Annotated in this window: 24 protein-coding genes; 10 read left to right on the top strand and 14 right to left on the bottom strand. The window is 51.2% G+C overall.

The features are described 5' to 3' along the window. Window positions 1-32 precede the first annotated feature (32 nt). The 9 genes from LG219_RS12975 to LG219_RS12935 all read right to left on the bottom strand — a co-directional run bounded on the left by LG219_RS12975 (window position 33) and on the right by LG219_RS12935 (window position 12,308). Window positions 33-1,022: a LacI family DNA-binding transcriptional regulator gene (locus tag LG219_RS12975; protein ID WP_226764909.1), complete on the bottom strand. Its 990-nt coding sequence runs from the start codon at window positions 1,020-1,022 to the stop codon at window positions 33-35. Next, entirely contained in the window at window positions 1,019-2,419 is a 1,401-nt protein-coding gene (locus LG219_RS12970) for a glycoside hydrolase family 125 protein (protein WP_226764908.1), read from the bottom strand. Before LG219_RS12970 ends, LG219_RS12975 begins: the two co-directional genes overlap by 4 nt. After that, window positions 2,416-5,484, bottom strand: coding sequence for a glycoside hydrolase 5 family protein (locus tag LG219_RS12965; RefSeq protein WP_226764907.1), 3,069 nt, complete (start codon window positions 5,482-5,484; stop codon window positions 2,416-2,418). Before LG219_RS12965 ends, LG219_RS12970 begins: the two co-directional genes overlap by 4 nt. A gap of 221 nt (window positions 5,485-5,705) precedes the next feature. Next, window positions 5,706-6,686 carry a peptide ABC transporter ATP-binding protein gene (locus LG219_RS12960; RefSeq protein WP_226764906.1) on the bottom strand — a complete coding sequence of 327 codons (981 nt, stop codon included), beginning with the start codon at window positions 6,684-6,686 and terminating at the stop codon, window positions 5,706-5,708. Continuing rightward, on the bottom strand, window positions 6,679-7,662 hold the full coding sequence (locus LG219_RS12955; protein WP_226764905.1) for an ABC transporter ATP-binding protein: 984 nt from the start codon (window positions 7,660-7,662) through the stop codon (window positions 6,679-6,681). Before LG219_RS12955 ends, LG219_RS12960 begins: the two co-directional genes overlap by 8 nt. Window positions 7,663-7,670: 8 nt before the next feature. After that, on the bottom strand, window positions 7,671-8,576 hold the full coding sequence (locus LG219_RS12950; RefSeq protein WP_226764904.1) for an ABC transporter permease subunit: 906 nt from the start codon (window positions 8,574-8,576) through the stop codon (window positions 7,671-7,673). A gap of 6 nt (window positions 8,577-8,582) precedes the next feature. Further along, complete coding sequence (locus LG219_RS12945; protein ID WP_226764903.1) at window positions 8,583-9,593, bottom strand: ABC transporter permease subunit; 1,011 nt, start codon at window positions 9,591-9,593, stop codon at window positions 8,583-8,585. A 92-nt stretch (window positions 9,594-9,685) separates the two neighbouring features. Continuing rightward, window positions 9,686-11,284 carry an ABC transporter substrate-binding protein gene (locus LG219_RS12940; RefSeq protein ID WP_226764902.1) on the bottom strand — a complete coding sequence of 533 codons (1,599 nt, stop codon included), beginning with the start codon at window positions 11,282-11,284 and terminating at the stop codon, window positions 9,686-9,688. 151 nt (window positions 11,285-11,435) lie between these two features. Beyond that, window positions 11,436-12,308, bottom strand: coding sequence for a DUF2189 domain-containing protein (locus LG219_RS12935; protein WP_226764901.1), 873 nt, complete (start codon window positions 12,306-12,308; stop codon window positions 11,436-11,438). Window positions 12,309-12,387: 79 nt separating this feature from the next. On the opposite strand from LG219_RS12935, the gene coxB reads away from it, so the two are divergent. The 5 genes from coxB (at window position 12,388) to LG219_RS12910 (ending at window position 16,792) form a co-directional block, all read left to right on the top strand. Continuing rightward, the gene (gene coxB / locus LG219_RS12930) at window positions 12,388-13,503 is read left to right on the top strand and encodes a cytochrome c oxidase subunit II (protein ID WP_226764900.1); all 1,116 of its coding nucleotides are present in this window, start codon (window positions 12,388-12,390) and stop codon (window positions 13,501-13,503) included. Then, window positions 13,503-15,125, top strand: coding sequence for a cytochrome c oxidase subunit I (gene ctaD, locus LG219_RS12925; protein ID WP_308444086.1), 1,623 nt, complete (start codon window positions 13,503-13,505; stop codon window positions 15,123-15,125). The genes coxB and ctaD overlap by 1 nt, the downstream gene beginning before the upstream one ends. A gap of 118 nt (window positions 15,126-15,243) precedes the next feature. Continuing rightward, complete coding sequence (locus tag LG219_RS12920; RefSeq protein ID WP_226764898.1) at window positions 15,244-15,747, top strand: cytochrome c oxidase assembly protein; 504 nt, start codon at window positions 15,244-15,246, stop codon at window positions 15,745-15,747. Next, window positions 15,744-15,929: a DUF2970 domain-containing protein gene (locus tag LG219_RS12915; RefSeq protein WP_226764897.1), complete on the top strand. Its 186-nt coding sequence runs from the start codon at window positions 15,744-15,746 to the stop codon at window positions 15,927-15,929. The genes LG219_RS12920 and LG219_RS12915 overlap by 4 nt, the downstream gene beginning before the upstream one ends. Beyond that, the gene (locus LG219_RS12910) at window positions 15,926-16,792 is read left to right on the top strand and encodes a cytochrome c oxidase subunit 3 (RefSeq protein ID WP_226764896.1); all 867 of its coding nucleotides are present in this window, start codon (window positions 15,926-15,928) and stop codon (window positions 16,790-16,792) included. The genes LG219_RS12915 and LG219_RS12910 overlap by 4 nt, the downstream gene beginning before the upstream one ends. A gap of 60 nt (window positions 16,793-16,852) precedes the next feature. Here LG219_RS12910 and LG219_RS12905 read toward each other — a convergent pair whose 3' ends face one another. Further along, complete coding sequence (locus tag LG219_RS12905) at window positions 16,853-17,041, bottom strand: DUF2909 family protein (RefSeq protein WP_226764895.1); 189 nt, start codon at window positions 17,039-17,041, stop codon at window positions 16,853-16,855. Between LG219_RS12905 and LG219_RS12900 the strand changes: the two genes are divergently transcribed. The 5 genes from LG219_RS12900 to LG219_RS12880 all read left to right on the top strand — a co-directional run bounded on the left by LG219_RS12900 (window position 17,025) and on the right by LG219_RS12880 (window position 20,840). Beyond that, window positions 17,025-17,756: an SURF1 family protein gene (locus LG219_RS12900; RefSeq protein WP_226764894.1), complete on the top strand. Its 732-nt coding sequence runs from the start codon at window positions 17,025-17,027 to the stop codon at window positions 17,754-17,756. The genes LG219_RS12905 and LG219_RS12900 overlap by 17 nt on opposite strands. Window positions 17,757-17,769: 13 nt before the next feature. Next, on the top strand, window positions 17,770-18,207 hold the full coding sequence (locus LG219_RS12895; protein WP_226764893.1) for a hypothetical protein: 438 nt from the start codon (window positions 17,770-17,772) through the stop codon (window positions 18,205-18,207). Between the two features lie 97 nt (window positions 18,208-18,304). Then, window positions 18,305-19,309, top strand: a complete 1,005-nt coding sequence (locus tag LG219_RS12890; protein WP_226764892.1) for a COX15/CtaA family protein — start codon at window positions 18,305-18,307, stop codon at window positions 19,307-19,309. Then, window positions 19,306-20,205 (top strand): heme o synthase, encoded by a 900-nt coding sequence (gene cyoE, locus LG219_RS12885; protein WP_226764891.1) that lies wholly within the window; start codon window positions 19,306-19,308, stop codon window positions 20,203-20,205. The genes LG219_RS12890 and cyoE overlap by 4 nt, the downstream gene beginning before the upstream one ends. A 104-nt stretch (window positions 20,206-20,309) precedes the next feature. After that, on the top strand, window positions 20,310-20,840 hold the full coding sequence (locus tag LG219_RS12880; protein ID WP_226764890.1) for a YfaZ family outer membrane protein: 531 nt from the start codon (window positions 20,310-20,312) through the stop codon (window positions 20,838-20,840). Between the two features lie 72 nt (window positions 20,841-20,912). Here the strand turns inward: LG219_RS12880 and LG219_RS12875 are convergent, their stop codons facing one another. The 4 genes from LG219_RS12875 to LG219_RS12860 all read right to left on the bottom strand — a co-directional run bounded on the left by LG219_RS12875 (window position 20,913) and on the right by LG219_RS12860 (window position 24,422). After that, entirely contained in the window at window positions 20,913-21,473 is a 561-nt protein-coding gene (locus tag LG219_RS12875; RefSeq protein ID WP_226764889.1) for an RBBP9/YdeN family alpha/beta hydrolase, read from the bottom strand. A 227-nt stretch (window positions 21,474-21,700) separates the two neighbouring features. Next, on the bottom strand, window positions 21,701-23,011 hold the full coding sequence (gene paeA, locus LG219_RS12870; protein ID WP_226764888.1) for a polyamine export protein PaeA: 1,311 nt from the start codon (window positions 23,009-23,011) through the stop codon (window positions 21,701-21,703). A 110-nt stretch (window positions 23,012-23,121) separates the two neighbouring features. Beyond that, complete coding sequence (locus tag LG219_RS12865) at window positions 23,122-23,367, bottom strand: hypothetical protein (RefSeq protein WP_226764887.1); 246 nt, start codon at window positions 23,365-23,367, stop codon at window positions 23,122-23,124. A gap of 161 nt (window positions 23,368-23,528) precedes the next feature. Beyond that, window positions 23,529-24,422 carry a helix-turn-helix transcriptional regulator gene (locus LG219_RS12860; protein WP_226764886.1) on the bottom strand — a complete coding sequence of 298 codons (894 nt, stop codon included), beginning with the start codon at window positions 24,420-24,422 and terminating at the stop codon, window positions 23,529-23,531. Window positions 24,423-24,507: the final 85 nt, after the last annotated feature.

The raw sequence follows: 24,507 nt of genomic DNA, 5'->3' as shown, positions 1-24,507 counted from the left end.
TGCTGTGTCGCGTTTTATGACGGCTACGGTGTTCATTGGGTACTGATTGCGCCAGTGCTGGCGCGCAAAATCAGCCGCACGGGTTGCAAGGTATCGGCAATGTCTTGATGCCCGGCCAGCGCTAAGAGTTGTGCGATGCCGGCCGCGCCGAGCGCAGCTTTATCGACGGCGACGGTACTGAGTTGCGCGGCGTGTGCGGCGGCAATATCGTCAAAGCCGCCAATCCACAGATCGTCCGGCAGTGTCATGCCGCGCTCAAGGCAGGCGGCTTGTACGATCAGCGCGCAGGCGTCGTTAAACGCAATAATTGCGTCGGGTGGCTGCGGTAAATTGAGCAGTTCATTGAGCGCTAAACGCGTACCGCTGGCTAAATCGAGGCCCGGCGCAATCAGTGCTTCTAAGGCCGGATCGGCAAGGCGGCCAGCGTTAAATAGCGCTTGGCGGTAGCCGCGCTCACGCAGACGGATTGAATGATGCGCTAGCGAGCCAGATAAAAAAGCAATCCGTTGCCGACCTTGCGCAATGAATTGCTCGGTCATTAAACGCGTTCCCGCTTGGTTGTCGGGGTTCACGCTGGCCAATTGCGGGGCACAAGCGTCGATTAAGGTGGTGGGTTTGCCTAGCGCTTGCACCACGGCCAGAATTTCGGGTTCGATAAAACCAACGCAGACAATTGCATCGGCTTCTTGCTGGAGTAATTGTCGACGTATTGAGCTGTTGGTATTGATACTAAAGGGCTGCAGCTCAATACCCTTATCTAAGCACGCAAGGCGCGCACCACGCTCGACCTCGGCATAAAACGGGCTAGCGCTGGCCGTGGTGTGCTGTGCGTGCAGTAAAAACAAAATGCGGCCAATTGGTTGCCGCTGCAAGCGCGAAATATCGTAGCCCAGCTCGATTGCTAGCTGTTGCACATGTTGCCGCTGTTGCTCGGAAACACCCGCTTGGTGTTTGAGCGCCCGCGATGCGGTGCCAACCGATACGCCTGCGGCTTGGGCGAGTTTTCTGAGGCTAATGCTCATGCTGCTTCACCTGCGGTACTCGATTGAAGTAATGCTGGGAAGTCTTTCGCCACGCGCAAGATTAGCTCGCCAAACAGCGTATTGGCCCAAGCAAACCAGCTGCGCGTGAAGTCGCTGGGATCATCGGGGAAAAATGATTCGTGCATCAGCGCGCAGCCGCCATCGCTGTGTTTAAGCATCGTCAGGCAGCGCGCAATTTCATCGGCATCGTCGCTGGTGAGTGCCCGCATAATCAGGCTCATTGGCCAAATTCGCGGCGCCAGCGTATGTGGACTGCCAACGCCACTGAGTTTTCCATCGCTGCTGGTGAAATACCAAGGGTTGTCGTCGGACAATATAAAACGACGGGTATTGCGGTACAGCGGATCATCGGCGCGGCATGCGCCCAGATACGGTAGGGATAATAGGCTGGGTACATTGGCGTCATCCATCATGATGGCATTGCCAAAACCATCGACCTCATACGCCCAAATCGTGCCGTGTTTGGGATGCTGCACGCGGGCGTAGGCCAGCAGCGCAGCTTCTACTTCATCGGCCAGCTGACGACACGTTTTTGCCAAACTCACTTGTGGATAATGTATGTCCAGCAAGCTGGCTAACTGGCGCAGGCTAACGACGGCAAAATGATTACTGGGCACCAAAAACGGCAAAATACACGCGTCGTCCGATGGCCGAAACATCGACGCAATTAGCCCAACCGGCTTGAGTGGATTGCCCATGCCATTACACGGCAAAGTGTCCGATTGCCAATGCGTTTGGCGGGTAAAGCGATAAGGGCCAGCATCGGTTTTGCGCTGCTGCTCTTTCATCGTTGCGACGGTTAATTGCATTGCCGCCAGCCAATCAGCGTCAAAAACGCTGGCGTCTTGCGTCGTTTGCCAATAACCATGCGCGAGGCGGATGGCGTAGCACAGCGAATCGAGCTCCCATTTTCTTTCATGGATTTCGGCGCGCATCGTGGTGTGATCGTTTTGCCATTCGCGGTGTTGTGTTCCGTCCCCTGGGCCATCGTTAAACGCGTTGGCGTAAGGGTCGAGCAAAATGCATTGCGTGTGTCGGCGAATGAGGCCGGCAATCATCCGTGCTAAGGCAGGGTCTTGCTGCGCGAGCGGCAAATACGGCCAAACTTGCGCGCAACTATCGCGCAGCCACAGCGCATGAATATCGCCGGTAATGACAAAAGTATCGGGCGTACCGCCCTGATTTTCTTGGTGAAATACCGTGGTATCGAGCGTGTTGGGATAGCAATTGATAAATAGCTCGCGCAATTGCAGATCGCTGATTTGCGCGCTGATCGTGGCAATTTTGGCCTCGACGGCGGGGGATGAAAAACGCCGCACGCTTGGCCGCGTCGCGGCCGGATGGGTCTGAATTAACTGCTTGGCGGGTAAGTTCATAATTTTTCTACCGGGTGTTGCCAGAGGCTATCGATGACGACGCCGTGTTGATCGGTGAGCCACAGCAGTGCGCGGCCAGCGGCGAGCTCGGTGCGGTAGCGGTGTTCGCCCGCTTGCCAATGCAGCGTGCGGGCGCGACTGCTTTCGTTGACGGCAATCCACAGTGTATGTGCGGCAAATGGCTGTTGCTGCAGGAAAATACCCGCTGGTGCTGGAGCGATTTGCTTACCGGTTTCGGCTTCAATCCAGTGCCATGCCGCTTGAATGCCGGCGGCGTTCATGGCGTATTGATACAGCGCGCTTAAGGTGCCTGAATTGGCATTGAGTTCTAGCGGCAGCGGGCACCAAATGACTTGCCCTTGGCCGAGCGAGAAGTGTTCGATTTGCTCGGCAAGACCGGCGGCATCGCAACCGGTATCGAGCTGCGCGCTGGCTTCGCCAATATAGCTGGCGCGATACGTGGCATCGGCGATGTGCAGTGTTTCTTCGCGGCTTAAATTGCGAATGTTGGCGTGGTGAAAAGGTGCGCGCTGGCAAGGATTAAAATAGCGATCTAGCGTCGCTGGCCCCGTCAGCAATACGGTAATCGGGTGCTCTGCGAGTAATTGCTCGATCTGTTGCCAGCAAGTGGCATCCATGTTTTGCGGGCAAGGTAGCAATAGCAACTGCGGCGGTGCAGCAAATAGGCTACTTAAATCATGCTCGCCCACTGCGCGCAGATTGGCGCCAAATTCAAATGCCAGATTACGCACCATCGCTTGCGTAGCAGCGAGTGTAGTGCGGCGATTGCTGTAGTCATTACTAAATGGGTATACGACGGCAATATTGGCCAATTGTCGGTTCTCTAGCCATACCCCAGTATTTTTAATGAATTGTCCAAAGGCGGCGGTGATGGCGGCTTCGGGTTTTTGCGAGCCATCAGCACGGCAAGCGCCGATATGCGACTCGTTGATATTGTCCATATGGTAGTTGCAATTCCAAATCCATTGCACCGCACCGGCATTGCCGTAGCTGTAGGCATAAGCGTATTTACGCTCTAATAGCTGCATCAGCTCGGCCTCAGTACGGCGCGAGCGGCCATTGGCGCGTGCGACGTGCATGATGCCGGTTTCTTGGATTAAGTTTGGCGTGTTGGGGGTTTTGCTAAACAAGCTGTCCCAGCCCAGCGCATCGTTCAGCCACCAACTGTGCACGCTGGTGTAATCGACGGCATCGGCAAAGAAAAACGGCGAAGGCCGCTGCTGGCCGAGCGCTTCGTCTTGGCCAACGCAAACCATCACGTCTGGAATTAACGCCTTAATGCTGGCGGCCAAATCGGCGGCCCATTCGCGGTGTACCGCCTGCGTAAAGAGCGCGTAATCCAGCCAGATGCCATGCTGTTTAACGGCGATTTCGGTGGTGTTAAAGCCAATGTCCTCCGGCTGTGGTGGGCGAACTGCCGACCAATCGGCCAGCTGCGCCGGGCTTAAATCCCAAGCGCGTTGCCAATGGCCAAGATCGGGGTTGATGGCTTGTAAGTGCTGGATAAAAGCACGGGTTTCTAATGCATCGCCCAAGCTGCGCGGGCCAACAAAAATTCGCTGCGGATCAAACAGCGATGGTTCGTTGATCAGATCCCAATGCACACGTTTGGTGTCAGTGTGGCGGCTGACAATGCTGCGGATAAAGCGTTTTTGCGCGCTGCGGCTGCGCGGATCGAGGTAAGGATTACGGCCTTCCCACGCCTCGGGCGTAAATGCAAAAAAGGTAAAGCAGCATTCCAAATCATGGCTGGCGGCGGTCAAAATAAACGCATCAATGGCGCGTAGTAGCGCTTCATTGGCGTGGCCATCGACAAACATCAATTGCCGCCACGCCGACCAAATGCCGGTACGCAAATAATTCACGCCCATGCTGGCCAGCGTGCCCATCTCTTGTTGCCACAGCGCGACATTGGGCAGGTGCAGGAATTTGCGATGCACATCGCCCGCCATATACGTCATGCCGACAATCGGCGTAGTTTTGCCGTCGCGAATAAAGTAATCGCGGCCAGCGCGCATTCGCGTACCGCGTGCGAGTAGTTCGGCATCGCGCCCCCAAAAGCCTTGCTGCAAATCAATCACGTCGCCTTGTTCGCTACGCAGCTCGACCTGCAGCGTATACAGCCCCGCTGCAATCGCGTGCGGTAAAGTAAAGCGCAGGCTTTGCAGACCAGCATGATGGGTATTGAGCTGTAGCGCTTTGTGATCAATGACTGCGTCGCGATACCTCGTGGTGATGGTCGCGGTCCAGTTTTGGCCTTGGGCTTGGCCAAGGGCTTCGGCTTGCAAGGTGAGCGTCGCGTGCTCGCCCGGTTCATAGCAGGCAAAGTCCGGTTTGAGCCAGCATTCGGTCACGCCATAAGCGGCATGCGTGGCGAGTTGTTCGAGCAGCGCCATGCCACCTTGCTGCCAAAATTGTTCGTCCGGCGTGATATTGGCAAACACTTGCCGCGATCCGGCCATTGCGCCGCGTAAGCGTTCAATCAATACAATCGGGCTGGCGATGTGCTGTTGCTGGGCATCCAGCGCCATCAGCAAGGGATAAATCCGCGCATCCATCGGCCCCGCTGAGCCGGAATCAAGTGGCTGATCTTTGGTTTTGGTCGGCATCAGTACCAAGCTGTCGGTGCTGGCGCTTAGATTTAAATCGAGCTCTTCAAGGTGCTCGCTCAACCAAGGGAAGTTGGCTCCGGCAGCAAGGTGGCTGCTGTGCGCTGCGTCTACATTTTGGATTTCATGAATATCGAGCTGGCGAAATAGCGCCGCTTGCGGTTGATGCTGGCCATTGGCGCCCACCGGCTGGCTAAACACCGCTTGGCCTAAAGTGAGCATATTGCCGCCGCGATGCAGAAAATCGAGCAGGGCTGGCCACGCTGCTGCTGGGAAATAACGGCCATGTAAATGCACAAAAACCGCCGGCATCGTTGCGCGATTTAAGGCGTCGCTCAGGGTGTCGGCGCAATGCATCACGGCCTGCTGCGGCATGTGGCTAGGCCTCACGCCCCAAAAAGGAAAATCTACGTCGTAAAAAGCCAGCATTGCCATGATTACATCCCTTTGTAATGGTGTTTAGTTATTTGAATTTTTAACTAAACAAAACACATTCTGCACCTTGCCATTCAAGACAGCAAGTGCAGTCGGATGAATTGAAAATGTGAATATTGCCGGGAGTGGGGAGGGGATTGGGGAGTGGATTGGGGATTGGGGAGTGGATTGGGGAGTGCGGAATGCGCCGGAGCCGCCGCGGGTTGCGCGGCGGGTGGGGTTTAGATTTCTTCTACGCGGTGGCAGGCGATCATTCTGCCGGCAACGGGGCGTAATTCGGGGACGGCGCTTTGGCAGTGGGCGTTGGCATAGGGGCAACGCGTATGGAAAGTGCAACCCGATGGCGGATTGATTGGCGATGGCAGCTCGCCGATCAGTTTGACTTTTTCGCGCCGATTTTCTGGGCGAATCGCTGGCGTTGCCGACATCAAAGCGCGGGTATACGGGTGTAAAGGCTGCTCAAAAATACTGGTTTTGGGGCCGTATTCAACGGTGCTGCCAAAGTACATCACCATCACATCGTCGGCGACGTGCTCAACCACCGCCAGATTGTGGCTGACAAACACATAGGCGGTGCCTAGCTGCTCTTGCAAATCCATAAATAGATTCAGAATTTGCGCTTGGATGGAAACGTCGAGCGCCGAGGTAGGCTCGTCGGCGACCAAAATCGCCGGTTGCAGCATCATGGCGCGGGCAATCGCCACGCGTTGGCGCTGGCCGCCCGAAAACATATGCGGGTAGCGATGATAGTGCTCTGGGCGCAGGCCGACGGTTTTGAGCATGTCGTGCACGCGGGCTTTGCGCTCGCTGGCAGTCAGCTCGGTATTGAGTAACAAAGGCTCGCTGAGCATGTCACCAATGGTTTTGCGCGGGTTTAAGCTGGCGAAAGGGTTTTGAAACACCATTTGCACTTTAGGGCGCAGTGTTTTGAGCTGGCTGGCATCGGCGCTGGCAATATCAATGCCGTCGATCATTAAATGACCGGCGCTCGGGCTTTCAATTAAGGTGAGCTGGCGTGCCAGCGTGGATTTACCACAGCCCGATTCGCCAACCACGGCCAGTGTTTTACCGGCAAACAGTTCAAATGAAACATCATTGAGTGCTTTGACGGTGGCGGCGCTTTGCCAGAGCCCGCCGCCGACTTGATAGTGCCGCGATAAATGTTCAGCGCGCAGAATAGGGCTTAAGTTAATTTCACTCATGGCTAGGTATACCGTTGGAATCTAATGGAGTAAAGCAGCGCACGCTGGTACCTGCCATAGGTATTAAGGGCGGATGCTGCGATACACAGTGTGCGCTGGCATACAGGCAGCGCGGGCTAAGTAGGCAACCTGCCGGCCTATCGTATTGCCCCGGCACCACGCCAGCGAGGGTATTTAAGCGCCGTGCGCCTTTGCTGTGTTCTGGAATCGAGCTCAGTAGCGCTTGGGTATACGGATGTCGCGGCGTGGCAAATAGCGTGTCGGTGGCGCTGGTTTCGACGACTTCACCGGCGTACATAACGACCATTTTTTGCGCGATTTCAGCCACCACGGCCAGATCGTGGGTGATTAAAATCAGCGCCATATCGTTTTGCTTTTGCAGATTAACGAGTAATTCCATAATCTGCGCTTGCACCGTCACGTCGAGCGCGGTGGTGGGCTCATCGGCAATCAGCAATTTGGGCTTACAGGCAATCGCCATTGCAATCATCACGCGCTGGCTCATCCCGCCCGAGAGTTGATGCGGGTAGGCATTGAGGCGCGATTTGGCGTCGGGGATTTCAACTTGCTCAAGTAATTCTAAAGCACGCGCTTTTAACGCTGCCCCGCGTAGTGGGGTATGCTGCTTGAGCGTTTCTATTAATTGGTCGCCCACGGTATACGCTGGGTTAAGACTGGTGAGCGCGTCTTGAAAAATCATCGCAATATCGCGGCCAATGATTTGTCTTTTTTGCGCTGGTTTCATGCCAATTAAATCTTGATCGGCAAAACTTAAAGTATCGGCGGTGACGATGCCGGGCGCGTCAATCAGGCCCATCATCGCCAGCATGGTGACCGATTTACCCGAGCCTGATTCGCCGACGATACCTAAAATCTCACCACTATTGATGCTCAGATCGAGCCCAGATACCGCCCGAAATGGATTGCTGCCGTGGCCAAAGGTCACGTTGAGCTTGCGAATGTCTAATAAACTCATACCTTGCCTTACGCTAATTTTTTTAATTTAGGATCAAGCGCATCGCGCAGCCCGTCGCCCATCAGATTTAAGGCAATCACGGTAATCAAGATCGTGAGTCCGGGCATGGTGACCACCCACCAAGCGCTTTCGATGTAATCACGCGCCGAGGCGAGCATCGTGCCCCATTCCGGTAGCGGTGGTTGCGCACCTAAACCCAAAAAGCCCAGCGCAGCAGCATCCAAAATTGCCGCCGAAAACCCGAGCGTCGCTTGCACAATTAACGGCGCCATACAGTTCGGCAACACGGTGTTAAACATCAAACGCAATTGGCCGGCGCCAGCTAAGCGGCTGGCAATCACGTAGTCTTTGTGTAGCTCGGTCATCGCTGAAGCGCGCGCTAAGCGCACATACGATGGCAAAGACACCACGGCAATCGCCAGCATGGTATTGGTGAGGCCAGGGCCAAGTACCGCCACAATCGCTACGGCGAGTAGCAATGACGGCAAGGCCAACATCACATCCATGAAACGCATAATGGCGTCGCCAATTTTTCCGGGATAAAACGCCGCAATCAGCCCCAAAATCACACCGGGAATTAACGACAGCAACACCGACACCAAGCCAATGGTGAGCGAGAGCCGTGCGCCATACATCAGGCGCGATAAAATATCGCGGCCGACTTCATCCGTGCCCAAAATAAATTGCCACGAGCCGCCTGCTAGCCACGCCGGCGGCGTTAAAAACGCATCACGGTATTGCTCGATAGGGCTGTGTGGGGCAAGGATAGGGGCAAATACCGCCACTAAAACCAAGCTAACAAAATAAATTAACGCAATCAGCGCGCCGCGATTGGCGCGAAACGCTTGCCAGAACTCAGTCCATGGTGATGGATGAGAAAACGGGGCTTCAATAACAGTGGTCGGGGTATTCATAAAAGCTTATCTCGAATGGCGAATACGTGGATTGATCACCCCATAGAGGATGTCGACCAGCAAGTTAACAAAAATAATCAGCGTGGCGATCAGCAAAATACCGCCTTGCACCACCGGATAATCACGGCGAGAAATCGAATCAATCAGCCATTTGCCAATGCCCGGCCAAGAAAAAATCGTCTCGGTGAGCACGGCGCCAGCGAGCAAGGTGCCCACTTGCAGACCAATCACGGTGACGACGGGAATTAAGGCATTGCGTAGTGCGTGCACAATAATAATCCGCGAGCGGCTGAGCCCTTTGGCGCGCGCGGTGCGGATATAGTCTTCGCGCAAAACTTCGAGCATCGACGAGCGCGTCATCCGAGCGATTACTGCCATTGGAATGGTGCCTAAAACAATCGCAGGTAACAGCAAATGCATGACGGCGGATTTAAACGCGCCTGCTTCACCGGAGAGCAAAGTGTCAATCAGCATAAAGCCGGTCACGGTTGGGATGTCGTATTCCAAGGCGATGCGGCCAGAAACCGGCGTCCAGTCTAGGTGAACTGAAAACACCATAATCAGAATCAGCCCCCACCAAAAAATCGGCATGGAATAGCCAGTGAGTGCCGCACCCATCACGGAATGATCAATCACCGTACCGCGTTTGGTCGCCGCCAGCATGCCGGCAGCGAGGCCACAAACCACGGCAAACAGCATTGCTGCCATCGATAGCTCGACGGTGGCGGGGAATAATTTAAGAAACTCGCTCATCACCGGCTCGTGCGTCACGATCGATTCGCCTAAATTGCCTTGCAGCAATTGGCGCAAATAATCCCAATATTGCACGTAGAGTGGTTGATCAAGACCAAGGCGCTGCATGGCGGCGCGATAAAATTCGGGGTCTAGTCGGCGTTCACCAACCAGCAGTAACACCGGATCACCGGGGATCATATGAATGAGGGCGAAAGCCAGTAGCGTGACGCCCAAAAAGGTGGGGATTGCGACTGAAATACGCTTAATGATAAAGCTGAACATGGGCATTCTCCCCGTGAAAAAAAGCACGGGCGGTTAGGCAATAGGACGGAGAAAGCCCAGCCTAAAATCATTTAGACTGGGCGCATTGCAGATTATTTGACGGTCACACCATAAAAGGAATTCAGACCAAATGGGCTGACTTTAAAGCCTTGCACTGATTTGCTGAGTGGTTGATATACCGTCGAGTGAGCGATGGGGGTAAATGGCAACTCACGCTTGAATACTTCTTGGGCTTTTTCGTACAGCTTAGTGCGCTCGGCTTGATTGCTCAGCGTGCGTGCTTTAACCACTAAACTATCAAATTCTTTATTGCACCAGCGTGAATAATTATTGCCGCCAACCGCTTCGCAGCCTAAGTTCACACCAAGCCAATTATCAGGATCGCCATTGTCACCAGTCCAACCAATCATCAATGAATCGTGCTCACCGGCTTTAGCGCGCTTGATGTATTCACCCCATTCGTAGCTGACAATCTTGGCTTTAATGCCGACTTTTGCCCAATCGGCTTGAATCATTTCGGCCATTAATTTGGCATTGGGATTGTAGGCGCGTTGTACTGGCATCGCCCACAGGGTGATCTCAGTGCCTTCGGCCACGCCAGCTTTGGCGAGTAACGCTTTGGCTTTGGCTGGATCAAATGGCGCGTCTTTGAGTTTTTTATTGTAAGACCATTGCGTTGGTGCCATTGGATTGGTTGCAGCTTGCCCAGCGCCTTGATACACCGCCGCTAAAATGGCGGGTTTATTGATCGCCATATCGAGTGCTTGGCGTACTTCAAGCTTATCAAATGGTTTTTTCTGCACGTTGTAGCTGAGCCAGCCGAGGTTAAAACCTGCTTGTTGTAGCAAGTTGAGTTTAGGATTGGCTTGAATCGCCTTGATGTCTGCCGGGCGTGGGTAGGCCATCACTTGGCATTCATCTTTTTGCAGTTTTTGATAACGAACCGACGCGTCAGTGGTAATGGCAAAAATCAATTTATCCAGCTGAACTTCGCCTTTGCGCCAATATTGGCTATTGCCGTCAAAGCGGATATTGGCGTCTTTTTGGTAGCTGCGAAATACAAAAGGGCCAGTACCAATCGGCTGGGTATTGATTTGATTGGCTTTGCCTGACTTGAGCAATTGATCAGCGTATTCAGCAGAATGAATCGAGGCAAATGACATTGCCAAGTTTTGCAAGAAAGCGGCGTCGACGGTTTTGAGTTTGATGCGGACGGTATTGGCGTCGACTTTTTCGACTGAGGCAATATTGGTATCGAGACTCATGTCAGAAACATAAGGGAAATCGGCCGGCGCAGCTTTATTGAATGGATGATTTTTATCAATCATTCGTTGCACGGTAAAGATCACGTCATCGGCATTAAAATCACGGCTTGGTTTGAAATACGGCGTGGTGTGGAATTTAACGCCTTTTCTTAGCGTGAAGGTGTAAGTCAAATTATCCGGTGCGACTTCCCATTTCTCCGCTAGGCCAGGACGAATTTGCGTCGAGCCACGTTCGAACTCGGTAAGGCGGTTAAAGATCGTTTCGGCTGAGGCGTCAAAATCGCTGCTAGAAACAAAACGAGTTGGGTCAAAACCGGATGGGCTGGCTTCGGAGCAATAAATCAACGTTTTATTCGCTGCCATGCTGGCACCAGCCATCAGGGCCAGTGTTGTGGCTAACATCAGTTTGCGTACTTCGAGATGCATTGAGTATTACTCCGCTTAAAAGAAAATGAGCCGTAGATTGATAACAATCTTACGGCCCATGCTAATGGCTAAGTAGAGAACTCCACATCAGGATTATCCCGCACTGCTTCAGTGATTTTAATTTACGTCAAGATGCAGTATTGGTGTAATTTTACTCTATCAGTTCTTTGTAAGCATACCAAGTGGCATGTCCTAGTAAGGGAAAGATCACGATTAAGCCGATTAAAAATGTGGCAAAACCCAGTGCAGTGAATCCCACGAGTAGGGCTGCCCATAAGGCCATTGCGGGGAGGTTTTCGGCCACTGCGCGCAAGCTGGTCATCATCGCCGTGACGCTATCTAATTCTCGATCAGCCAGCAGTGGAATTGAGATCGCGGTGAGTGCAAAGACAAAGCAAGCGAGCACAAAACCGCCCGCCATCCATGCCAGTGTAAAGGGTAGAAATTCACCGCTTAAGGCCTGAACAATGGATTGTTTTTCAATGATTTGCCCTGAGTACATTAACGCAAATAAGACGGCCGAAGTGCGTTCCCAAGAGATGGCGATAAACGCCAACACAAGGCCTAAAAAAGCCAGTTGACTGCCATTTTTATATAGGTCGTGAATTGATTGCATAAAGGACGTTTCTCGGCCTTCTTCTCGTTCGCTGGTGAGTTCATAAATACCGGCCGCACCGAGTGGTGCCAGTAATAAAAAGCCAGTGATTGCGGTGGTATAGAGGTGTACGTCTTGCAGGGTAAACAGTAGCAATAAAGCGCCGGTGATTGAAATAATCAGCCCATACAGCAAGCTAGGAGCGGGGTGTTTGATGAGGTCTTGCCAGCCCATTTTAATCCAAGCTAAAGGGCGCAGAAAGCCGACTTTTCGCGTTACCGGCAACGTGAAATGCTGATCTAGCTTATTTAAATGTAAGTCCATGGTGAGGCTCTCCCAAGTCGCAGTGTAAAAAACAGCTATTTTTTCATAGTCAGTTTTGACGTGATTGGCATTGCTTTCAGATAGGCGGATTTTGCTGCGCCGCATATTTTTATTTGCCTTTGCTGACTTGCACCTAAGTAAAACTCGGCTAGTGTGAAAGCATGAGTTGGGATGGGGAAAATCAATGCCTTGGTGTTTATTGGCGGTAATGGCCGCGCTATTGACTAACAATGCCACCGCAAGTGGTGAGTTTTGGACATTTCAGCCGCCCGTTACCGGGATTGCCCAACAAATAGAATCCTTACATAGCTGGTTGATGTTATTGATTTTATTGATTTTTATCTTGGTTTTTGGGTTTATGTTTTATGCCATTTTGCGGCATAGAAAATCATTAGGCCATGTAGCCAAACCGTTTCATGAAAATACTCTGGTCGAAATTTTATGGACGCTGATTCCAGCGCTCATTTTATTGGGCATGGCTTGGCCGGCTGCCAGCGTGATTCTGGCGCAAAAAAACACTCACGATGCTGATTTTACGATCAAAGCCACTGGTCATCAGTGGTATTGGGCGTATGACTATTTGGATCATGGTTTTGGTTTTAAAAGTAAATTGGCGACGCCACGTGGGCAAATCGAGAACTATCAGAGTCAAGGTGACGCAAAAAATCCACACTACTTGCTTGAGGTCGATCAGCCTTTAGTGGTGCCGGTTGGTAAAAAAATCCGGATTTTAACCACCAGCAACGATGTGATTCATAGCTGGGGTGTGCCCGCATTTGGGGTGAAGCAAGATGCGATCCCGGGGTTTATTCGTGATACCTGGTTTAAAGCTGACAAGATCGGTACTTATCGCGGGCAATGTGTTGAGCTGTGTGGAAAAGATCACGGCTTTATGCCAATTGTGGTCAATGTGGTGTCACAGGCGGATTTTGATCGGTGGTTAGCGCAGCAGCAAGCCAGAGCTAAAGCCGCCCGCGATGATCCGAATAAAGTCTGGACCCGTGATGAGTTATTGCTGCGTGGCAAGCAAGTCTATGAGGCCAATTGCGCTGCTTGCCATAAAGTCGATGGTGCGGGTGGTGGTGCATTTCCTGCTTTGGCGGGGTCCAAAATCGCTAACGGCGCGAAAGCTGAGCATATCCGTATTGTGCTCCATGGGAAAAATGCCATGCCAAGTTGGGTCACTTTGTCAGATGTTGAGCTGGCCGCGGCAATTAGCTACGAGCGTACGGCTTGGGGTAATCGGGCGGATCTGGTGATGCCAGCAGAAATTCGTGCAGCGCGAACAAAGGGTGAATGATGACGACAGCAACTGAGCATTTAAATCATGGCCACCATGCGATGGATCATGGCTGGCGACGCTGGCTGTATGCCACCAATCATAAAGACATCGGCACGTTGTATTTATTTTTTGCTTTATCGATGTTTTTTGTCGGCGGTGTGATGGCTTTGTGTATTCGGGCGGAATTATTTCAGCCGGGATTGCAGTATTGGCAACCCGAGTTTTTTAATCAACTGACCACATTACACGGCATTATCATGGTTTTTGGCGCGATTATGCCGGCATTTACCGGTTTGGCCAATTGGATGCTGCCTTTAATGCTCGGCGCGCCAGATATGGCATTTGCGCGGATGAATAACTGGAGTTTTTGGTTGTTACCGCCTGCGGCGGCTTTGTTGCTGATTTCTTTATTGGTGCCCGGCGGTGCCGCTGGTGGTGGCTGGACTTTATATCCGCCACTATCGATTCAAAGTGGCATGGGCATGGATTTGGCGATTTTTAGCATTCATTTGCTCGGTTTATCGTCGATTATGGGCTCGATTAATATTATTACCACCGTTTTAAATATGCGCGCACCGGGAATGCCGCTGTTGAAAATGCCTTTGTTTGCTTGGACGTCATTGGTAACGGCGTATTTATTAATTGCCGTTGCGCCGGTTTTGGCGGGGGCGGTCACGATGTTGCTGACGGATCGGCATTTTGGCACGCATTTTTTTAAAGCAGCGGGTGGTGGCGACCCGGTGCTGTTTCAGCATATTTTCTGGTTTTTTGGCCATCCCGAGGTGTACATCATGGCGCTGCCGGCGTTTGGGATTGTCAGCCAAATCATCCCCGTATTCGCACGAAAACCTTTGTTTGGCTACGTTTCAATGGTCTATGCCACCTGCTCGATTGCGATTTTGTCGTTTATGGTGTGGGGTCACCATATGTTTGCCGTCGGTATGCCGGCCACTGCCCAGTTGTTTTTTATGTTTTTAACCATGCTGATCGCGGTGCCGACTGGGGTCAAAGTCTTCAACTGGATTGCGACAATGTGGCAAGGCAGTATGACGTTTGAAACGCCAATGTTGTTTGCGATTGGTTTTGTTTGCTTGTTTACCGTGGGTGGCTTTTCCGGCTTGATTTTGTCGATTGCGCCAGTCGATACGCAAATGCAAGATACCTATTATGTCGTGGCTCATTTTCACTATGTATTGGTCGCTGGCGCTCTATTTAGCTTGTTTGCAGCCACATACTACTGGTTGCCGAAATGGACCGGCTTTATGTACCACGAGGGACGGGGCAAGTTTCATTTTTGGTGGTCAATGCTGTGGTTTAACGTGACGTTTTTCCCGATGCATTTTTTGGGGCTAGCTGGCATGCCACGGCGAATTCCAGATTATGCGCTGCAATTTACGGACTTTAATGCCATCGCCAGCGTCGGCGCGCTGTGTTTTGGTCTTGGTCAGGTGTTCTTTTTATTCAATGTGATTCACACCATTCGTGGTGGCGTAGGCCCGGCACCGAGTCGACCATGGGAAGGCGGTAACACCTTGGAATGGGAAGTGCCTTCGCCTGCACCGCATCATACGTGGGAAACGCCGCCGGATTTAGCCACCGTGCAGCGCGGTTTACGCGCGCAAGGTTTGGAGAACGATTGATGACACGTAATCATAAAACCGCCCTAAAACTGGTCTTGCTCGCGGCGCTGTTTTTTATCGCCGTGATGCTTAGACAGGTGTATTTCACGGTTTGACCTCGCATCAGCAAGGATCAACGATGGATTTAACGCAAAAAAATCAGCGTTTGGCGCTGCGCTTAATGGCAGTTGCGATGTTGATGTTTGGATTTGGCTATGCCTTGTCGCCGCTGTATAGCGCATTTTGTAAAGCCATCGGCTTGGATCGGGCGCAGGCGGCCATTACCCAGCCGGGCGCGGCATTGCGCTTAGAGTTTGATAGCAATGTGGCTGCCGATTTGCCGATGACGATGCAAGCTTTAGATCCGGTGGTGATGGCCAAAGCGGGCGGTGTCGTGAAAGCGCGCTTTGTATTGCAAAATGAATCCGATCAAGTATTACAGGTGCGCGCCGTGCCGAGTTTTGCCCCAGTTCGGGCGGCGGGTTTATTACAAAAATTAGAATGCTTTTGTTTTGATCAATTGCAAATAGCGGCCAAAGAGCGGCGTGAAGTGACCGTGGTGCTATTAGTGGCGGATCAATTGCCGGCTGAAATGGGCGCGGCGACCTTGTCGTATAGTTTGCAAAAAATGGCCCAGCCATGAACACCTTATGGGCGACGATCTTGGCGGTGCTGGCGGGGTTTTTTGGCGTGAGAAGTCGTAAAAACGCCGAGCAAGCGCCGCTTAAATTGCCGTATTTAATCGCCGCTGCGGTGCTGTGCGCGCTACTGTTAGCGGCGCTATTACTGGCTTTGGCGCGGTATTTAGTGAGAGGTGGAGTATGAATGTAGAGAATGGCGTTCACGATGCGCATTATTTTGTACCGTCCCCCTCGCGCTGGCCAGTGGTGGGGGCGGTAGCGTTGTTTTTTATTGGCCTGGGTGCGGCATTGAGTCTGAATCAGGTTTCGTTTGGTACTTGGAGTTTATTACTGGGCTTGGCGATTTTAATTTGGATGCTATTTGGCTGGTTTGGCGATGTGGTGAAGGAGTCGACGGCCCAGCAATATGGTCAGCAGGTGGATTATTCGTTTCGCTGGGGAATGAGCTGGTTTATTTTTTCTGAAGTGATGTTTTTTGCCGCATTTTTTGGCGCTTTATTTTATACCCGGGTGATTTCTGTTCCCGAATTGGGCTTTTTTAGCGATACGCAAAGTTTGCTGTGGCCGGCTTTTAAGGCCGATTGGCCGATGGCAACCGGCCCCAAAATTGCGGCTTATCATGTGATGGGTGCGATGGGCTTACCTGCGCTCAATACCGGGATTTTATTGACGTCGGGCCTAACGTTAACCTGGGCGCATTGGGCATTAATGCAAAACAAACGGCAGCAGCTCAGCCTTGGTTTGGGCATTACCATTTTGCTCGGCTCGCTGTTCTTATGCTTGCAGGCGTATGAGTATCGTCATGCGTGGAATGAGCTGCATTTAACCTTGGCTTCAGGCGCTTATGGCGCGACCTTTTATATGCTCACTGGGTTTCATGGCATGCACGTTTTGGTGGGAACGATTATTTTGGCAGTAATGTGGTTTCGGGTACAAAAAGGGCACTTTACCCCGCAAGCCCATTTTGGTTTTGAGGCGGCGATTTGGTATTGGCATTTTGTCGATGTGGTGTGGTTATTGCTGTTTATTTTGGTGTATTGGCTCTAAGTGGGCAGGCTATCGCCTGCGTAAACCCAAAGCGGCTTGATCGATGCTTGGCGTCATGGCTTAAAAATTAGGCGTAATCCAGCCCATTCGGCCGCTGAGGATCAGGAGTAAAAATAAGCCAATCGACAAAGCCACTCGCCATGCGAGTAGGGTCAATAAGCGTTGTGATTTACCACGGATGAGCTGAGTCAAAGCCAGAGCAAGCAGTGCCATGATGGTTAGGAGTAGTCCTATGAGTATGATTTTCATTCCCGATCCTCCAGCTCATCAGCTTAAGCCAAATCAGCAGATTTTGCGCAAACGGCAGTACGCGGCGCTGATTTTTCTTGCTGGATTAGTGTGTTTAACTGTTGCTTTGGGCGCTTGGCAGCTGTGGCGGGCGAATCAAAAACAAAACTTAATTGAGCAAATCGCTGCTCAACAGCATTTGCCAGAGTTAAGCTGGTCGCAAGGCGTACCACCGACTTGGCGGGTGCTATTGCTCGATGGTGAGTGGTTAAATCAAGCTGAGATGATGCTTGACCAGCGGGTTTTAGATGGCAAGTTGGGTTATCACTTGATTACGCCTTTTCGTTTAAAAGACGGCTCGATTGTGATGGTGAATCGAGGTTGGTGGTCACCGGGCGAGCGGGTGTTGCCGCCAATCGCTCAAGACATGCCGCGGGTGACGATTCAGCCATGGCCGCGCTTTATTGAATTGGGCGCTACGCCGATTCAGGGGCGGGTATTTCAAAATTTAGATCTTGGCCGTTTTGCCGCTTGGGCGCATTTACCGATGCCAATTGCTTATGGTGTTGCTCAAGATGCTCCTGCAGGGATTTATCCTTTAACGGTAGATCGACCGATGGGGGTTGCGCGGCATTTGGCGTATGCACTCAGTTGGTGGTTGATGAGTGCTTTGGGCGCATATCTATGGTGGCAGTTTTACTTGGCAGCAAGGAGGGGGTATGTCAGTAAAGGCTAGATCTAGATTTGTTTTGATATCGATACTAGCCCTATGTATCTCACCGGTGCTATTGGCGCAATGGTTTTGGCTGAGCGGCGGCGTGAAAGGCGGCGAAAGCTACGGGCAGTTATTGGCGCAACCGGTTGTTGCAGCCGATCAGCAATGGCGCTTGGTGGCGCATGATCCTGCTGGCTGCAGCAATGTGGCCACGCAATTGATGATGAGCGCCCAGCAATTGCAAATCGCCCAGGGCCGCGAGCGTGGGCGGATTCGCAGTGTTGCGGCGTGTTCAATGCGATTGCCGGCGCACTTTGCATTGGGTTTATATCTGATCGATCCGCATGGCAATGCGGTGATTTTTTATCCGCCAACGTTGTTGCAAGACGTCGCAGGACGGCAAAAAACCATTCAAGAAATTGCGACGATTTTAAAAAACAATCGTGGTTTAAGTCTCAGCACAAAAGCGTAATGGCAAGGCATCCAAGCCGCAGGCCGCACTTTAGTCCGATAAATTGAAACAATGATGTAAGAAAACCTTTGTCTATCGACTTAACTTGAGGTGAAAGATGATTCGAGCGCTATTGCTACTGACCATCCTTTGGACGTTCACCCTCATCATGCTGGGCGCGTATGTGCGGTTATCGGATGCGGGTTTGGGTTGTCCAGATTGGCCCGGTTGTTATGGTCAACTCACCGCACCCGATGAGCCGCACGAGATTACTCAGGCTGAGCAAACCTTTGGTGGGGAAGTGCATGCCGGCAAAGGCAGTAAAGAAATGCTGCACCGCTATGTGGCCGCCGGTTTAGGCGTGTTGGTGTTGGCTTTGGCGATGGTATTGTGGCGGCAACGGCCAGAGCGTTTGCCAAGGTGGTTGATTGTTTTGCCGGTATTGCTGATTGTTTTTCAAGCGCTGCTTGGGATGTGGACGGTAACTTTAAAACTCATGCCAGCGGTGGTCACCGCGCATTTATTGGGGGGCATGATTTTGTGTGCTTTATTGGTAGCGATGGCGGGCCGAATCGCCACCCCGCTGCCGACGACATTTTCTGGGGTGAGATCTTGTTGCTATCTGGCGCTATTGCTGCTGACTGGACAGATTGTTTTAGGCGGTTGGGTTTCGACTAATTACGCCGGTTTGGCGTGCGCCACTTCAGTGTTGTGTCAAAACGAGCTCGCTGGCAATCACAGTGTATGGGATGCGTTTCGCCCTGATCGCGTATTGGGGCAAACGGCCGATGGCGCGTCTTTAAGCTTGGCGCATTTAGCGGCGATCCAAAGCCTGCATCGCTTGGGTGCCATGCTGGTGCTGCTGGTGGTTGGGCGCTTAATTTATGTATTGCATCAGCGCTCTAGTCGTTTGGCGTTGCCGTTGGCGGCGGCATTATTGCTACAGATTGGTCTGGGAATGAGTAATGTGCTGTTTTCATTACCTCTGCCATTGGCGGTGGCGCATAACGGCGGCGCTGCACTGTTGTTAGCGATATTAGTTTTTATCACTGTCCGCTTGCCGGCGGCTCAATACACTGCGACTGCGCGACTTAATGCAACGTGGGTAAGGAGTTTGCTATGAATAGCTTGGCTTTAGTTGTTTCGCATCGCGGCAGTGATTTATTGCGTTTGGGTAAGCCACGGGTAGTGGCACTGATTGTGTTTTGCGCCTTGATTGGGATGCTATTGGCCATGCCCAGTAGTATGCAGTGGTCGGTGTTGTTGGCTGCGTGTATTGGCATTGGTTTGGTGGCGACGGGTGCCGCGGCTGCCAATTGTATTTTGGAGCGCCAGCGTGATGCCTTAATGGTGAGAACACATTTACGTCCTTTGCCGCAAGGGCATTTATCTTGGCAGTGGGCGGCGGTGTATGCGCTGTTTTGCACCTGCTTGGGTTTAATGATATTGGGCTTGTTTGTCAATACACTCACCATGTATTTAACGCTAGCTACCTTTTTTGCTTATTCAGTGGTGTATACCCATTGGTTAAAACCATTAACGCCGCAAAACATCGTGATTGGTGGCGCTGCGGGCGCGATGCCGCCAGTGCTGGGTTGGGCGGCAATGACCAATTCAGTTTCACCAGAGGCGGCAGTGTTGTTTTTGATTATTTATGCGTGGACGCCACCGCATTTTTGGGCTTTAGCTTTGTATCGACTAGATGATTATCGCCGTGCTGGTTTGCCCATGTTGCCGGTGACGCATGGCCGCGCGTTTACGCAATTGGCGATTTGGCTGTATTCATGGATTTTGGCGGCGACGACTTTACTGCCATTGGCTTTGGGTTTTTCTACCGGTGTTTATGCTTTGGTCGCGATTTGGCTCAATACCGGATTTTTGCGCCGTGCGTGGCAATTGTATCGTCAGCCTAGTGATGCATTGGCCAAAGCGCTGTTTCGCTATTCGATTCAATATTTGGCATGGCTATTTGCCGCTTTGTTATTGGATCATTATTGCCAGCGTTGGCCGTGGTTTTGACGCTAAATTCAGTAAGGCCTGCTGATCTGTACATTTGTACATAGCGGCGACGCGCATAAAAATTGTAAGCTTGGCGGCCAATTTATCTGCTGGATACTCTTTTCATGCGTTTTTATATCACTGCCTGTGCGTTAGCACTTTCTGCTGGCGTTCATGCAAGCGATTTTTCATCTTCAATTGGTCATGAATACGTCGGTGTGCATTACAACAATAACATCAATCAATTCAAGCTTTCTGCCGATTTGTTATACAACTACGATCACGAAAATACGATTGCCAATATCGGCTTTGGTCAGAATATTCCGCTTGGTGACAATACCTTGACTGTTGGCGCGAAGGCTAATTTGCTCGACTTTAATTACAGCGATACTGAATATGCGCTGTCTTTTGGTGGTGATCTGACTATCCCATTGACCCAGCAATTTTCAATTTATGGTAGCGCTTACTGGGCGCCAAGCTTTGCGTCTTCAGGTAGCTTGACCAGCTATGTTGATTCTTCAGTGGGTGTTCGTTTTAATATCAGTAAACCCATCGCCGTTGATTTTGGCTATCGCTTTAGCCAAGCTGAATTTAACGATCGTTACACCCGTACTGTAGCGGATGGCTTGTACGCTGGTGTTGGTTTGAAATTCTAATTGAATTCATTTTGCTTTGAGAATGAATAAAGCGAGCGCTAATGGCGCTCGCTTTATTTTTGCCGGTGAATTTCACGCTAAATTAGCGCTCAATTCCTGTTGTTGGCATTGGCTGAGTAATTGATTGAGTAAAGCGAGTCCAGCGGGCCAGTCGCCAAAGCCACTCTCCACATTAATATGGCCATACGCGCCAAGGTTTTTCCAGCTACTACCCCACGCCGTTGCGGTACGAATTGCAAATTCTAATGAGGCATAAGGATCATTGCTGCTGGTGACAACCATGCTGGGAAAGGGCAGTGGCGCTTGCGAAAGGTGCTCAAAACCGCTCGCAGTCTTTGGGAAATTTGGATGATGTGGATCGGGTGGTGCGACCAAAAAAGCACCTCGGATTGATTTAGTGGTTTGTGCCGCCCAATTGGCAACGAGTAAGCAGCCTAAACTATGGGCGATGAGTATGGTCTCTGGCCCCGAGCGTTGTACTGCTGCGTCTAAATTGGCCAGCCAAGCATCATGCTGCGGATAACCCCAGCTGGCTTGCTCAACGCGGCTAAAGTTGGCATTGGTTTTTTCCCAGCGACTTTGCCAGTGAGCCTCACTTGAATCACCCAAGCCCGGCACAATCAGAAAATTCATTCTCTATCCTTTTTGAAATCCCAAATCCCTGCCAGTCCTGTAATACGCATTGCATAGCGGCTCAGCATATTGTTAGATAAATAGTATATTATTAATGATTAATTTGTAAGGTAAATTACACGAAAATATTTTTGTGCGTAAATTTAGCCACAGGCATGGCACTCGATTTAGAGAGGGTGGGTTAAGTGTGACGCAGCAGCAAAGCAAAGCCTTGCTGCTGGTGAGGATTAAACTGCTGTGTTTGGCGGCTCGCTCAAAACGCGGGTGACGAGCAATTGGTCAATTTTATAATGATCAATATCGACCACTTCAAATTTAAACCCGGCATGAATCACGCAATCGGTGCGCTTGGGGACTTTGCGTAAGATATACATCATAAAACCGGCAATGGTTTCGTATTGGTCATCATCGGGAAAGGCTTCGATGTGCAAGACGCGCTCCAAATCGCCAATCGCAGTGATGCCATCCACCAACCAAGAGTTTTCATCGCGCTGAACGATTTGTTCTTCGTCAGGGGCAATATATTGATCCCCCATCAACATGCCGGTAATGTCATTCATCGTAATCAGACCAACGACTAAGGCATATTCATTGATGATGATGGCAAAGTCTTCGCGCGCCGCTTTAAAGTGCGCCATGATTTCAGCCAGCGTCAGCGATTCGGGCAAAATCAACGCATTGCGCAATAAGCCATCACCGCGTAATGAAATGCTTTCACCGCGTAACACATTACTTAAAATATCTTGCGAATCAACGTAACCAATCACTTGATCAATATTGCCCATACACACCGGAAACTTGGCGTGTGGATGGGCCAAGATTTTATTTTTGATCAGCTCGTCGCTTTCTAATCGATCAATCCAGATAATGTTTTCGCGCGCGGTCATGCTCGATGGTGCGGTGCGTTCTTCCAGCTCAAAAACGTTTTCAATCAATTGATGTTCTTGTTTGGCGACCACCCCAGCCAAAGCACCGGCATTGGCTAATGCCAAAATATCTTCGGTGGTAATGTCATTTAAACGCGCGGCCGGCAAGCCAAGGCGTTGAATCACCCAATTGGCCAAGCCATTAAAAAACCAAACTAAAGGGCGTAAGCAAGAGACGCAAAATAAAATCGGTCGCACAATCCGCACTGCAACGGCTTCAGACGCAGCCATGCCAATTCGTTTGGGGATCAGATCGGCAATTAAAATAAAAGCGGTGGTGACAATCAGAAACGAACCAATCGAACCCACACTTTGCGCCTGCGTGGGATGAATGTATTGGCTAAAAAATTGGGTAAACGCTTGGGCATAAACACTTTCGCCGAGCACACCGGCCAAAATAGCCACCACATTCACGCCGATTTGCACGGCAGTAAAAAAGTGCCCAGGTTGCGACTGTAGGCCCAAAACCAGAGCGGCGCGGGCGTCGCCTTCGTCGCGCATTTGCTCTAATTTGAGCTTACGACTGGCAGCAAGCGAAATTTCTGAAATCGATAAAAAGGCGCTGATCGCAATCAACAAGGCAATCAGCAGCGTGCTACTGAGTAAATTCATTGGCTAAATCCAACAATGATAAGCTCTGTAGCATAACGAGTTCTGTCGTAAATCGACAGTAAATAATCAGTTTTATCCGCTGATTAAATATCAAGTGGCTGCGCTGTGGCTTATTGAGTCCTCGCACGCAAAGGCGTGTGACGGGCAATTTGCGCCAATTGCGCTTCATAATCTTTGCGTAAGTCAGTGTCGAGTTTATTCTTGGCGATCAATTGGCATAGCTCGCTGATATAGCTTTCGACATCAAGTTCATGCACTTCAATGTAGGAATTGCTCGGTGCTAGGGCACTTACAGCAGTTGGATTGGCCGCAGCATTGGGCTCAAGATTGAGTAGTTTAGAAAATAAGCTTGGCATTGCACGATGTAGATATAAGTAATTACTAATCTTATCGTTTAAGTAATTGATTCTCTGCGTAAAAACGCCATAGTGTTACGGTATTTATACCGTGAATGAGCCTCAGCCGTGAGGCTGGGCTGCATTTGAATGGTGAGCGATTGAGACTACCGAGTTCACTGTCAGTTTGGCGTTATGCTTGGGTGGGTATCGCTTTGTTTGCGATGTTGCGCGCGACTAATCTCACCCGGCGGTAAACCAAAGTGACTGCGAAAGCGCCGCGAAAAACTCGCAACTTCTTCATAACCCACCATGATCGCGACATCGCTCACACTGTGATTACCACTTGAAAGCAATTGATGCGCTCTTTGCATGCGATGTTGAATAATTAATTGCTGCGGCGTTGCGCCCAAATGCTTTAAGCACAATCGTTGGAAATGCGCTGCGCTCACCCCATATTGCTGTGCAAGGACATCAACACGCCAGCCTTGTGTGGGGGCGTATAAAATTCCAGTAAATAATTGTTGCAAGCGATTGGGCAAGGCGGCACTCGGTACTGCACCGCTGAGCATGCGCTGCAATAAAGCCATCACCAAGAGTAAAGCGCTGCAGGCCTGTGATTTTTGTTCAATGCGCGCCTCAAAACACAAAGTATGCAGCGCATAAAATAGATTGTGCGCATATTGCACCGACACCACGCTCGCTTGCGAGCCAGCCAGTTTATTCCAATACGGCACATCGTCGAGTAAGAGCCAAGCAAAGCGCCAATGCTCACTGCGCCGCTGAAAACCACGATGCCCGTATGCCGGTAGCACCGCCAACTGATTGGGCCCCAAAATTAGCCGGCGCTCGCCATCAATGATTTCGCCTTGGCCTTCGACGCCGATTAATAAAATATGAAATGGCGCGCCCATTCGTTCGACATGAAATTGGCCACGCGCCTCAGACACACCCATAAAGTGAATATGATGCTCGGCAAGGCTGCTGAGCTGCGGGTGATGAAACGGCCGAACGCCCACGCTCATTTGCTGCGCTTCAGGGCCAATCTCAAATAATTCTTGATAGATCATCGACATGTTCGATCTGGACAAAATGCAAGTGTCATTCTGCTATTTCGTCATTCTTCCTCATCGTTTAGTGTGGATCGGTCACTGCACTTGA

Source organism: Deefgea salmonis (genome assembly GCF_020531905.1).
In the GTDB taxonomy this organism is placed as follows: domain Bacteria; phylum Pseudomonadota; class Gammaproteobacteria; order Burkholderiales; family Chitinibacteraceae; genus Deefgea; species Deefgea salmonis.
This window is presented reverse-complemented; position numbering and strand designations above follow the sequence as displayed.

What these genes read in the sequence shown, in the direction of transcription:
- LG219_RS12890 (WP_226764892.1), top strand. Translation starts at nt 18,305, where the DNA reads ATGATTCGAGCGCTATTGCTACTGACCATCCTTTGGACGTTCACCCTC.
- paeA (WP_226764888.1), bottom strand. Translation starts at nt 23,011, where the DNA reads ATGAATTTACTCAGTAGCACGCTGCTGATTGCCTTGTTGATTGCGATC.
- cyoE (WP_226764891.1), top strand. Translation starts at nt 19,306, where the DNA reads ATGAATAGCTTGGCTTTAGTTGTTTCGCATCGCGGCAGTGATTTATTG.
- LG219_RS12900 (WP_226764894.1), top strand. Translation starts at nt 17,025, where the DNA reads ATGAGTATGATTTTCATTCCCGATCCTCCAGCTCATCAGCTTAAGCCA.
- LG219_RS12865 (WP_226764887.1), bottom strand. Translation starts at nt 23,367, where the DNA reads ATGCCAAGCTTATTTTCTAAACTACTCAATCTTGAGCCCAATGCTGCG.
- LG219_RS12880 (WP_226764890.1), top strand. Translation starts at nt 20,310, where the DNA reads ATGCGTTTTTATATCACTGCCTGTGCGTTAGCACTTTCTGCTGGCGTT.
- LG219_RS12960 (WP_226764906.1), bottom strand. Translation starts at nt 6,686, where the DNA reads ATGAGTGAAATTAACTTAAGCCCTATTCTGCGCGCTGAACATTTATCG.
- LG219_RS12875 (WP_226764889.1), bottom strand. Translation starts at nt 21,473, where the DNA reads ATGAATTTTCTGATTGTGCCGGGCTTGGGTGATTCAAGTGAGGCTCAC.
- LG219_RS12970 (WP_226764908.1), bottom strand. Translation starts at nt 2,419, where the DNA reads ATGAACTTACCCGCCAAGCAGTTAATTCAGACCCATCCGGCCGCGACG.
- LG219_RS12975 (WP_226764909.1), bottom strand. Translation starts at nt 1,022, where the DNA reads ATGAGCATTAGCCTCAGAAAACTCGCCCAAGCCGCAGGCGTATCGGTT.
- LG219_RS12860 (WP_226764886.1), bottom strand. Translation starts at nt 24,422, where the DNA reads ATGTCGATGATCTATCAAGAATTATTTGAGATTGGCCCTGAAGCGCAG.
- LG219_RS12910 (WP_226764896.1), top strand. Translation starts at nt 15,926, where the DNA reads ATGAATGTAGAGAATGGCGTTCACGATGCGCATTATTTTGTACCGTCC.
- coxB (WP_226764900.1), top strand. Translation starts at nt 12,388, where the DNA reads ATGCCTTGGTGTTTATTGGCGGTAATGGCCGCGCTATTGACTAACAAT.
- LG219_RS12950 (WP_226764904.1), bottom strand. Translation starts at nt 8,576, where the DNA reads ATGAATACCCCGACCACTGTTATTGAAGCCCCGTTTTCTCATCCATCA.
- LG219_RS12905 (WP_226764895.1), bottom strand. Translation starts at nt 17,041, where the DNA reads ATGAAAATCATACTCATAGGACTACTCCTAACCATCATGGCACTGCTT.
- LG219_RS12945 (WP_226764903.1), bottom strand. Translation starts at nt 9,593, where the DNA reads ATGTTCAGCTTTATCATTAAGCGTATTTCAGTCGCAATCCCCACCTTT.
- LG219_RS12940 (WP_226764902.1), bottom strand. Translation starts at nt 11,284, where the DNA reads ATGCATCTCGAAGTACGCAAACTGATGTTAGCCACAACACTGGCCCTG.
- LG219_RS12920 (WP_226764898.1), top strand. Translation starts at nt 15,244, where the DNA reads ATGGATTTAACGCAAAAAAATCAGCGTTTGGCGCTGCGCTTAATGGCA.
- LG219_RS12965 (WP_226764907.1), bottom strand. Translation starts at nt 5,484, where the DNA reads ATGGCAATGCTGGCTTTTTACGACGTAGATTTTCCTTTTTGGGGCGTG.
- LG219_RS12955 (WP_226764905.1), bottom strand. Translation starts at nt 7,662, where the DNA reads ATGAGTTTATTAGACATTCGCAAGCTCAACGTGACCTTTGGCCACGGC.
- LG219_RS12915 (WP_226764897.1), top strand. Translation starts at nt 15,744, where the DNA reads ATGAACACCTTATGGGCGACGATCTTGGCGGTGCTGGCGGGGTTTTTT.
- ctaD (WP_308444086.1), top strand. Translation starts at nt 13,503, where the DNA reads ATGACGACAGCAACTGAGCATTTAAATCATGGCCACCATGCGATGGAT.
- LG219_RS12935 (WP_226764901.1), bottom strand. Translation starts at nt 12,308, where the DNA reads ATGCGGCGCAGCAAAATCCGCCTATCTGAAAGCAATGCCAATCACGTC.